Origin of the sequence: Halomonas sp. 3A7M (assembly GCF_014897875.1) — a bacterium.
Taxonomy (GTDB): Bacteria; Pseudomonadota; Gammaproteobacteria; order Pseudomonadales; family Halomonadaceae; genus Vreelandella.
Genome location: NZ_JABUZD010000101.1, coordinates 1 through 10,316 on the forward strand (window position 1 = coordinate 1; position 10,316 = coordinate 10,316).

The 10,316-nt window shown below is 51.7% G+C and carries 8 protein-coding genes and 1 pseudogene; 6 read left to right on the top strand and 3 right to left on the bottom strand.

Features of this window, described 5'->3' with window-relative positions:
• Positions 1-41: 41 nt before the first annotated feature.
• A pseudogene (locus INT19_RS08915) lies at positions 42-482 on the bottom strand (arsenic resistance protein); the annotation flags it as partial.
• Between the two features lie 15 nt (positions 483-497).
• Entirely contained in the window at positions 498-1,217 is a 720-nt protein-coding gene (gene arsH, locus INT19_RS08920) for an arsenical resistance protein ArsH (RefSeq protein WP_193060496.1), read from the bottom strand.
• A 154-nt stretch (positions 1,218-1,371) separates the two neighbouring features.
• On the opposite strand from arsH, the gene INT19_RS08925 reads away from it, so the two are divergent.
• Both INT19_RS08925 and INT19_RS08930 read left to right on the top strand, forming a co-directional pair.
• Positions 1,372-1,797 (top strand): arsenate reductase ArsC, encoded by a 426-nt coding sequence (locus INT19_RS08925; protein WP_089037909.1) that lies wholly within the window; start codon positions 1,372-1,374, stop codon positions 1,795-1,797.
• Between the two features lie 14 nt (positions 1,798-1,811).
• A complete protein-coding gene (locus INT19_RS08930) occupies positions 1,812-3,488 on the top strand; it encodes a methyl-accepting chemotaxis protein (protein ID WP_226924551.1) in 1,677 nt (558 codons plus the stop codon).
• 33 nt (positions 3,489-3,521) lie between these two features.
• Here INT19_RS08930 and INT19_RS08935 read toward each other — a convergent pair whose 3' ends face one another.
• The gene (locus INT19_RS08935; protein ID WP_193060498.1) at positions 3,522-4,709 is read right to left on the bottom strand and encodes an acetyl-CoA C-acyltransferase; all 1,188 of its coding nucleotides are present in this window, start codon (positions 4,707-4,709) and stop codon (positions 3,522-3,524) included.
• A 128-nt stretch (positions 4,710-4,837) separates the two neighbouring features.
• Here INT19_RS08935 and INT19_RS08940 point away from each other — a divergent pair, with 128 nt between their 5' ends.
• The 4 genes from INT19_RS08940 (at position 4,838) to INT19_RS08955 (ending at position 10,106) form a co-directional block, all read left to right on the top strand.
• Positions 4,838-5,401 carry a TetR/AcrR family transcriptional regulator gene (locus tag INT19_RS08940; protein ID WP_089037912.1) on the top strand — a complete coding sequence of 188 codons (564 nt, stop codon included), beginning with the start codon at positions 4,838-4,840 and terminating at the stop codon, positions 5,399-5,401.
• Positions 5,402-5,592: 191 nt separating this feature from the next.
• Positions 5,593-7,263: an AMP-binding protein gene (locus INT19_RS08945; protein ID WP_193060499.1), complete on the top strand. Its 1,671-nt coding sequence runs from the start codon at positions 5,593-5,595 to the stop codon at positions 7,261-7,263.
• Positions 7,264-7,279: 16 nt separating this feature from the next.
• Positions 7,280-8,047: an SDR family NAD(P)-dependent oxidoreductase gene (locus INT19_RS08950; RefSeq protein WP_193060500.1), complete on the top strand. Its 768-nt coding sequence runs from the start codon at positions 7,280-7,282 to the stop codon at positions 8,045-8,047.
• Between the two features lie 253 nt (positions 8,048-8,300).
• Entirely contained in the window at positions 8,301-10,106 is a 1,806-nt protein-coding gene (locus INT19_RS08955) for an acyl-CoA dehydrogenase C-terminal domain-containing protein (protein ID WP_193060501.1), read from the top strand.
• Positions 10,107-10,316: the final 210 nt, after the last annotated feature.

The following is a 10,316-nucleotide window of genomic DNA, read 5'->3' on the forward strand; positions in this document are numbered from 1 at the left end:
CTACGGGTCTGAGCGCACGATAAATTTTGAATAGCCACTTAGCTCCATACAAATACCATCGCGGTGCAAGGGGCTGCCCCCAATAGTATGGCGCCCGCTAGGTATTGGCTGGCCAGTTCCTCAGCAATAAATGGCTGAAAAATCACCATGAAAAACAGCCAGGCCAAGGCGAACATTGTGAAGGGTTTAATCAGCCAGTTGACCGTGGTGGTAATGGTCAGGCCCTTTGGCTGGCGGCGCACTCCTGCAATCGCACTGAAATCAATCTGCGCCATCATGGGAAAAATCATCGCCCAGATTAATACGGCAATTGGCATGGAGACCTGGGCATACTCAAACCGTGATAACACCTCTGGCACGGCAGGGGCGAACTGCCCAAGTGCAATCCCGGTAACAATGGCAATTGCTACCCATACGGAAAGGTAGCGTTCAAACAGCCCCATATCGGCACTGGTGGGTGATGAATTGCTCTGGGTCGTCATAAAGCCACTCCCCGATCAAATAGCACGTTGACTGACGCGTTTGGAGACTTCTTCTGCACTCTCTTTACGCTCAGAGTAACGGTCGGTTAGCAGATCGCTGCGCTCACGAACCAGCAGTGTGAACTTCACCAGTTCTTCCATAACATCAACAATGCGGTCATAAAATGGAGAAGGCTTCATGCGACCGTTGTCATCAAACTCCATAAAAGCCTTAGGTACCGATGACTGATTTGGAATCGTCACCATGCGCATCCAGCGCCCTAAAATACGCAGCTGATTTACCGTGTTAAACGACTGGGAGCCACCGCACACCTGCATTACTGCAAGCGTTTTGCCCTGGGTGGGGCGAACGCCGCCTAAGGCAAGAGGAATCCAGTCAATTTGTGCTTTCATAATGCCAGTCATTGCACCGTGGCGTTCAGGTGAGCACCACACCATGCCATCGGCCCACTGTGCCAGTGTACGCAGCTCATCCACTTTAGGGTGGCTCGCATCTTCCGCATCCGGCAGGGGTAGGCCACGCGGATCAAAAATCTTTGTACTTGCCCCCATTGCATTGAGTAGCCGGGCGGCTTCTTCAACGGCTAAGCGGCTGAATGAACGCTCGCGTAATGAACCGTAAAGCAGCAGGATTTTGGAGGCAGGCTGGTCACTCGAGGGAAGCCTCAACGTTTCATAATTGGGAGCTTCAAACAGACTGCTGTCTACGTTGGGTAAATCGTCAAGCAATGCCATTGGTGGTGCTCCTTTTATGCCGAAGAAGTGGTTAATGATCGTTATCATATATGTTTTTTCGTATATTTGTACCGGTAACTAGCAGGCTGCAATAATGACGTCATCTTGAAGGCGTAAATTGCTGAAATTACACCCATCAAGAGGTCATTTATTTATGCCAAAGCGCCGCGTGCTGTTCCTTTGTAATGCCAATTCCGCACGGTCTTTGATGGGAGAAGCGCTGCTTCGCCAGATGGCCAGTGATCGCTTTGATGCTTTTAGCGCAGGTTCCGAGCCAGATGAACCCCATGCGCTAACGTTAGAGGCACTGCATAAACAAGGCCTTGCTACGGAAGGGTTGCGTAGTAAGTCACTGGATGAGTTTGAGGACGACTACTTCGACTTTGTCATTGTACTTTGCGATAAGGCGCAACAGGTTTGCAGAGACTGGCAAGGGCGCGCCAGAGAAGTGCTCTTCTGGGATATTCGTGATCCGAGGCTAATTAGTAAATTAGATGCATACGAGCAAGCGCTACTGGAGATTCGTCGGCGTCTGCAGCTATGGCTGTCCCTGCATGCTCATGATCAGCCACGTGGTTGAAAGAATTTATGCGTATGGTGAATAGTTTAAGCGTTAAAGCGAGCTGGGCGCTGGTGTTAGTGACCTTCACCTGCCTCATATTGGCGATTGGTGGGTTGGGGTTATTTGCCAATCACTTTGGCCGTGAGGCGTTTACGTCGCTGCAGCAACGAGATATGAATCAGGTACGTGAGCTTAACGGGGCCTATACCCAGCTGCTGCGTGCTCGTATACAAATGAACCGAGCTGCTGAGCTAATTCGTACTCCCTCTTTTGAGCGTCCAGAACCTTTGTTAGAGGAAGCGGGGAGCTTGTTGAGTACGGCGTCAGCCCGCTTTAACGCTTTCCACTCAAGTTTTGCTGAGGATGAGCGGCTTGAGCTTGTGGATCAGTTGGCGAATGATTTCCACTCACTGGTTAATAATAATTTAAGTTTGCAAATGATGATGCTGGAAGAGCGCGATGTTCGAGGCTTCCTATCTGGCGAGTCTCGCGTGGATGAGAGTAGTCAGCAGTTTGTGACTGCTGCGGAAGCCTTCTACGCTTACTCGGTCGCCCGTGGCGCTGGGCTGCTTGATCGCTTTCAAAAAGTATCGTCGCTACTATTTTGGGGAGTGCTTGGCGTTGTTGTTGTGGCAATGCTGGTCATCGCGTTAGTGGTATGGGGCGTGCGTAACAATGTTTTGCAGCCTTTGCGTGTAATAACGCAGCACTTTAAACGCATCGCCAAGGGCGATTTATCAACGCCAGTCGACGCCCATGCCGCGAATGAAATTGGTCTGTTGTTTAGCGAATTGGCAAATATGCAGCATTCGCTAACGTCGACGGTGAACCATCTTAACAACAGTAGCCAACAGGTTTATACCGATAGCCAAGTGATGGCAGCTCAAAGCCAACAATTGGCGGGGCAAACTGACTCGCAAGTAGCCGCGCTCGTACAAATGGCGGCAAGCCTCAAGCAGTTAACCGCAACCGTAAATCAGAATGCAGAAAGTGCGGCGCATGTGAGTCAAGCGACGACGGGTGTCGCTCATAAAGCGCAGCAAGGTGATCAAGTGATTGCCCAGTTCATAGCGACTATGCAGGCCATTAACAAGCACTCCGAAGAAATACAGAGCATTATTTCCATGATTGAAAGTATTGCCTTCCAAACGAATATTCTGGCTTTGAATGCTTCTGTTGAGGCAGCGCGTGCGGGTGAGCACGGGCGTGGCTTTGCGGTGGTGGCCAGCGAAGTGCGGGCGTTAGCAACGCGCAGTGCTGATGCGGCACATGAGATTCGGTCGCGTATTGAAGCATCTCGCCAGAGTGTTGAGGAGGGGAGTGAGTTATCTCAGCAAGCGGGTGAGCATACGCGCGATATTATGCAGTCGGCCACTCAGGTAGAGCAGTTGATGGCAAGGATAGCCAGCGCGTCGGAAGAGCAGCGTCGTGGTATTGAGGAAGTGAACAGGGCGGTCACGCAAATTGATATGACAACCCAAGATACGCTGAAGCTGGTCAATCACGCGGCACAAAGTGCTGAAGGACTAACTCAAGAAGCTCTGAAAATGCGTGAATATGCTGGTCAATTTCGCATGGCTGAGGATCAGCTTAGCAATAATCATGATGATATTAGTGAAGCTACAGAGGCGCTCAAGTCATTGGACTGGCAGACATTGGCCACTTCAGAAAAGTATGGCGATAGGGAGGATAAACGCGCCTTGGCATGATCAGTATGGCAAGGCGCGGATGGGTTGATTATATTAGTCGATTAGTTCAACAGCCACAGCGGTGGCTTCGCCACCACCAATGCACAGGCTGGCAATACCACGTTTGCCGCCTTTGGTGCGTAGGGCGTGAATAAGCGTCGCAATGACGCGTGAACCTGTTGAGCCAATTGGGTGCCCTTGGGCACAAGCGCCGCCAAACACGTTGACTTTCTCGTGGGGGAGTCCCAAGTCATCCATCGCCATTAACGTAACGACCGCGAATGCTTCGTTAATCTCAAACAGATCAACGTCGTTAACGCCCCAGCCAAGCTTTTTCATCAGCTTTTCAATGGCACCGACTGGCGCAATGGTGAATTCACTTGGATGGCGGGAGTGGGTGGTATGGCCAAGCATTTTGGCTAGTGGCTTTACACCATGGCGCTTAGCGGCTTCATGGCTGGCCAAAATAAGTGCGGATGCACCGTCGGAAATTGAGCTAGCATTGGCAGCAGTAATAGTACCGTCTTTGGCAAACGCCGGGCGCAGCTGGCGAATTTTATCTAGCTTCGCTTGGAAGGGCTGTTCATCATGCTCGACCAGCGTTTCACCTTGGCGGCTGGTGACTGTTACCGGTGCCATTTCTGCCGCTAAGTGGCCGTTATTGGTAGCGTCCATAGCGCGCTCTAGGGATGCAATGGCAAAGTCATCCAGACGCGCGCGCGTGTAGCCACGCTCTGAGGCAACATCCTGAGCGAAAACGCCCATCAATTTGCCGGTTTCGGCATCTTCTAAGCCGTCAAGGAACATGTGGTCCTTTAGCTCGCCATGACCTAGACGGTAACCGCCACGCGCTTTAGTGAGTACGTGTGGGGCATTAGACATCGATTCCATGCCGCCAGCGAGCAGCACTTCCCCCGTCCCGGCTTTGATCAAATCGTGGGCTAGCATGGTGGCTTTCATGCCAGAACCACACAGTTTATTGATCGTAGTCGCACCATTGGCATCGGGAATGCCAGCCTGACGCATGGCCTGGCGGGCTGGCCCTTGTTTTACGCCGGCGGGTAGTACACAACCCATGATGCCTTCTTCAATAACGGATGCTTCGATACCCGCTCGCTCTATGGCAGCGCGGATTGCAACGGCCGCAAGTTCGGGAGCCGTCATGCTGGAAAGACTACCCATCATGCCGCCCATTGGCGTGCGGGTGGCAGCTAAAAATACAACCTCGGTGGCATTACTCATTTGTGCGTCTCCTGTCGGATTTCTTGTGATTATCTTGCTGTAAGCTTAGTGATGCGTTGACCCGTTGGCGGGGCTGTGGTCTTCTCCTAAGTAACCAAGCAAGCGCTAGTGTAAATGACATGAATGTAATGAATGCTTCCCCTCGCCGCAAGGAATTGACACGTTTAGCGGCTCAGCTATTCGTCCAAGAAGGCTTTGATCGCACCACGGTGCGTATGCTGGCGCAAGAAATGGGTATCAAGTCTGGCAGCTTGTTCCATCACTTCAAAGATAAGCAGGAAATCTTAGCTGCGGTAATAGAGGAGGGTACCCAGAATGCTCTTAGCATTGCTAAAGCAGCGCTTCAAGAGTGCGACAATGACCCTGAGGCGCGTCTGCATGCTATGGCCCGAGCGCACTTAGAGACGCTTTTCGCTGATCGCAATGCCCATGTGGTCGCGTTATTTGAATGGCGACGGTTAGATCCAGATGCGAGTGCCCATTTAAGCCACCTGCGGGATGCCTACGAAGCACTGTGGGTCGAAGTTATCGACGATGCGCTGGCAGCTGAACTCATTCACGGTGACCGCTTTCTGGTGTCGCGGTTTATATTAGGCGCACTGAATTGGACGGTGCGCTGGTACGACCCGAGTGGGCCGCGCACACCCGATGATCTAGCCGATGAACTGGTCGCGATGATTATGGCCCGTTAATACCCCCTTCTCGACCAACGTCTAATCTGTTTACGGCGCTGATTGCTTGCGCTCCCGCGCAAATGCTTTTAGCGTTAGTTTAATTGCAAGGTTTCCGTTAACGTAAACGGACAACAATAAAACGTAAAGTCGAAACCTGGCCTGTCTGTTTGCGTACAACTGCTCACGACTAACAACATAAGAGAGCCATCATGACAGCAACATCAGCGTCACTACCCACATATTCCACCTTCCTGGAAGGCTTTACGGTTGACACCATGATTGCCAGGCTGGACGACCACCAGGATGGTTGCCTTAATGCCTTTGAGGCATGCTGCGGTCGTCATGTACGCCAGGGGCGAGGTGATGTGCTTGCGCTCGTGCAGGAAGATATCAATGGACAAACCCATACGCTGACGTATGCAGAACTAGACGAGCAGAGTGGCAAACTTGCTGGCTGGTTTAAGGCCCAAGGACTTGGAGAAGGGGACCGTATTGCCTGCATGCTGCCGCGCTCAGCAGCGCTGTTAGTGGCGGTTCTTGCCACCTGGCGAATTGGTGCGGTTTATCAGCCGTTATTTACCGCGTTCGGTCCTGATGCGGTGGATTATCGCCTGGGGCGCGCTGACACCAAGCTGGTTATTACCGATCATGCTAATCGCTTTAAGTTTGATGGGCTTAGCCAGTGCCCGCCTGTTTTGGCAGTAGGCGGGGCTACTAGCGAGCATCCTAATGATCATGATTGGCAGGCTGCGTTGACGCATACGTCAATGAGCGAAAAGCCACCTCGTCTTGCCCCTGAAAAACCTTTTCTTCAGATGTTTACGTCGGGCACGGTAGGCAAGCCAAAGGGAGTGGCTGTGCCGCTTTCCGGTATGACAGCGTTTGCTCTCTATATGGAACTGGCAGTCGATCTTCGCGACGATGATCGCTTTTGGAATATGGCTGACCCGGGTTGGGCATATGGGCTTTATTACGCGATTACTGGGCCGCTGCTGCTCGGTGTTACCACGCACTTCTGCGAGGCAGGTTTCAGTGCAGAAGGTGCCTTGGCTTTCATGAAGCGCCACCATATTACTAACTTCGCCGCGGCGCCCACGGCATATCGCTTAATGAAAGCGTCAGGACTGTTCGATGATGCCCATCAAACTCTAGAGCTTCGCGCGGCAAGCTCTGCAGGTGAGCCCCTAAACACAGAAGTAGTGACCTGGGTGGAGAAGTCGTTAGGTTGTCCGGTCATGGATCACTATGGTCAAACAGAAACCGGCATGACCTGTAATAACCATCACTCCCTTGATCACCCTAAACATGTGGGAGCGATGGGTGTGCCAATGCCGGGCTACCGCTTGGCTATCTTGGACGCCGAGTATAACGAACTGCCGCCCGGTGAACCGGGTGTGCTTGCAGTTGATATCAAAAACTCACCCGCCCACTTCTTCCAAGGGTATACCTGGCAAGAAAAAGACCCCTTTGTGAACGGTTACTACCTAACTGGCGATGTCGTTATCCGCAATGAAGACGGCTCGTTTCAATTTGCCGGACGCGATGACGACATTATTACCACCGCAGGCTACCGAGTTGGCCCTACGGATGTTGAAAACAGTGTCATGACTCACCCTGCGGTTGCCGAATCGGCAGCAGTTGGCCAGCCAGACGAGATTCGTGGCGAGGTTATTAAATCTTATATCGTGCTGCGTGATGGGTATGAGGCTAGTGAAACGCTTGCTGATGAGATCCGCCAGCAAGTGCGTGAGCGTCTTTCTACTCATGCGTTCCCCAGGGTTATCGAATTCGTCGATGAGCTGCCCAAAACGCCTAGCGGCAAGATTCAGCGCTTCAAACTTCGTGCCCAAGCGACTGAGCAAGCACGCAACGACAAATAATCAAAGGAAAGTTGAAATGCAGGTGAAGGATTGTACGTTTTTAATTACTGGTGCTGCTTCAGGGCTGGGCGCGGCAACAGCAGAGCGCCTAATAGCGGCTGGTGGAAGCGTTGTGTTGTGTGACATGAATAATAGCGTGTTGGAGCATGCTAAACGCTTAGGTGATCGTGCAGTGGCCTGCATAGCTGATATCACCTCTGCCGAGCAAATGCAGCAGGCGATTGACGAAGCGATTGCACTGGGAGGTGACAGCGGCCTTTCAGGTGTTATTCACTGTGCTGGCGTAGTAAGCGTGGCCAAACTGGTTGACCGTAATGGCAATCCCGCAGACCTGGAAAGCTATGCAAAAACGATCAATATTAATTTAGTGGGTACGTTTAATGTGATGCGTTTGGCGGCCGCCGCCATGGCCAAAAATACCCCCAATGAGAGCGGTGAGCGGGGCGTAATTATTAATACGGCTTCTATCGCGGCATTCGATGGGCAGGTGGGGCAGTGTGCTTACAGTGCGTCGAAAGCCGGTGTTGTGGGAATGAGTTTGCCTGCTGCTAGAGAGCTATCGCGTCATGCTATTCGCGTTATGGCGATTGCGCCTGGCGTTTTTGAAACGCCCATGATGAGTGAGATTCCTGACGAGGCGGCTCAAGCCTTAGCCGCTGCGGTGCCTTTCCCCAAGCGGTTGGGTAAGCCAGATGAGTTTGCTCAGTTGGCCGAGCAGATTATTACTAACCCAATGTTGAATGGTGAAGTGATTCGGCTGGATGGCGGCATTCGAATGCAGTAAATAGGCTGGAAAATTAGTAGTGTCTGATAACCTGCCAGCACTTTTGCTGGCAGGTTTTTTTGTTTATAGATCAATTTTTTACCGGTTAGTCGACCAAAGTTGTAGCGGTTTTGGGTGTTATATTCAAACGACCGCTTGACTATGGTGCGGCTGCGCGCTAGTTTTCAAACATGTGTTTGAAAGCGGCTTTTTTGAAATCCCAGCCGTACTAAAAATGTAAGCCGCTTTCAGCCCCCAGCTCAGGAGAAGTGACATGCCCAGCTATCAAGCCCCCTTACGTGATATGCGTTTCGTTATGGACGAAATGTTTGACTATCCCAGCCACTATGCAGCGCTACCCTGTGGTGATGAAGCGTCTCCAGACGTCGTGAATGCGATTCTTGAAGAGGGCGCGCGCTTTGCCCGTGATGTGCTGCTTCCGCTCAATCAAAGTGGCGATGAAGAGGGGTGCTTGTTAGAAGGTGGCGAAGTTAAAGCGCCGCAAGGTTTTAAAGAAGCGTATCAGCAATATGTTGAAGGTGGCTGGCCAAGCCTAGCAGCAGATCCTGAACAAGGCGGCCAAGGTCTTCCGCCATCATTGGCGATGATGCTGTCTGAAATGATCTGCGCAACTAACTTAGCGTGGGGTATGTATCCAGGGCTTTCCCATGGTGCTGCCGATGCACTTCGGCACCATGGTACTGATGAGCAAAAGGAAACCTACCTTACCAAGCTGGTTGAAGGCGTTTGGACGGGCACCATGTGTCTCACCGAGCCGCACTGTGGTACTGACCTCGGGTTAATTAAGACGCGTGCGGTGCCTAATGAAAGTGGTGCCTACGCCATTACGGGTACTAAGATCTTTATTTCTGCTGGCGACCATAATCTGGCAGAAAACATTGTGCACCTCGTATTAGCCAAATTGCCTGGCGCTCCTGAGGGCTCGAAGGGTATTTCTCTATTTGTTGTGCCTAAGTTTATGCCAGATGCTCAAGGCAATCCCGGCGATCGTAATGGCGTTTCCTGTGGCTCGCTTGAGCACAAAATGGGCATCCACGGTAATGCGACTTGTGTGATGAACTTTGATGGTGCGACGGGCTATTTAGTTGGAGCGCCTAACAAAGGCTTAGCGTGCATGTTCACTATGATGAATGCCGCACGTCTTGGGGTGGGCATTCAAGGTTTAGGCTTAATTGAAGCCAGTTTCCAAAACTCGCTCAGTTACGCTCGTGACCGGTTACAAATGCGTGCCCTTTCTGGTGCTCAAGCGCCTGAGAAAGCAGCAGACCCGATTATTGTTCATCCGGATGTGCGCCGTATGCTGCTAACCCAGAAGGCGTTCGCCGAGGGTGGTCGCATGCTGGTGCTATACACCGCTCAAATGCTAGATATCGTTGAACACGGTAAGCCTGGCGAAGAGAAAGAGCGGGCTGAAACTCTGCTTGGTCTATTAACGCCTATCGTGAAAGCGTTTCTCACTGAAGTTGGTTTTGAGTGCACCAATGAAGGCGTGCAGATTTTTGGTGGGCACGGCTTCATTAAAGAGTGGGGGATGGAGCAGCTGGTGCGTGATGCGCGTATTACCCGTCTCTATGAAGGTACTACCGGCATTCAGGCGTTAGACCTGCTTGGCCGAAAGGTGTTGATGAGCCAGGGTGAATCGCTAAAAGTATTCACCAAAGAGATTCATAAGTTCTGTAAGACGGAAGCTGATAACCCTGCTCTAAAAGAGTTTGTTGAGCCGCTAGCGAAGCTGAATGCTGAGTGGGGCGAGCTAACGATGGGCGTGGGTATGAAAGCCATGCAAGACCGTGAAGAAGTGGGGGCGGCCAGCGTCGACTACCTCATGTACTCCGGCTATGTCACCTTGGCGTACCTTTTTGCCCGCGCAGCTAAGCAGTCGTTGGTGGAATTAGAGGGTGACGATAAGGCGTTTTATGCGGCCAAGTTGAATACTGCTCGTTTCTATTACCAGCGCCTGCTGCCGCGTACTAAAGCACATGCTCAGATGATTCAAGCGGGTGCGGGAAGCCTTATGGCGATGTCGAGCGAAGATTTTGGCTTGGGCTTTGAGATTTAAGCTTTTGAGATTTAGCTCAATAGGAGTGGTTATTCTGCAAAAGCAGATTCATCTGTAGGCTTAACTGAGCACTCTCTGGTCAGGGGACTGATCGGTGGTTTGCGGCAGGCTTGTTCTTAGAACAAAACCTGCCGCTTTTTTTATTTCAATTTATTTTCCAATAGCCCTTGCCAAGACGGCAGCGAATCCGTAAAGTACGCATCCGCTGCC

Excerpts from the sequence above, each read along its gene's own strand:
- INT19_RS08940 (WP_089037912.1), top strand. The coding sequence starts at position 4,838 with ATGAATGCTTCCCCTCGCCGCAAGGAATTGACACGTTTAGCGGCTCAG.
- arsH (WP_193060496.1), bottom strand. The coding sequence starts at position 1,217 with ATGGCATTGCTTGACGATTTACCCAACGTAGACAGCAGTCTGTTTGAA.
- INT19_RS08950 (WP_193060500.1), top strand. The coding sequence starts at position 7,280 with ATGCAGGTGAAGGATTGTACGTTTTTAATTACTGGTGCTGCTTCAGGG.
- INT19_RS08930 (WP_226924551.1), top strand. The coding sequence starts at position 1,812 with ATGGTGAATAGTTTAAGCGTTAAAGCGAGCTGGGCGCTGGTGTTAGTG.
- INT19_RS08935 (WP_193060498.1), bottom strand. The coding sequence starts at position 4,709 with ATGAGTAATGCCACCGAGGTTGTATTTTTAGCTGCCACCCGCACGCCA.
- INT19_RS08945 (WP_193060499.1), top strand. The coding sequence starts at position 5,593 with ATGACAGCAACATCAGCGTCACTACCCACATATTCCACCTTCCTGGAA.
- INT19_RS08925 (WP_089037909.1), top strand. The coding sequence starts at position 1,372 with ATGCCAAAGCGCCGCGTGCTGTTCCTTTGTAATGCCAATTCCGCACGG.
- INT19_RS08955 (WP_193060501.1), top strand. The coding sequence starts at position 8,301 with ATGCCCAGCTATCAAGCCCCCTTACGTGATATGCGTTTCGTTATGGAC.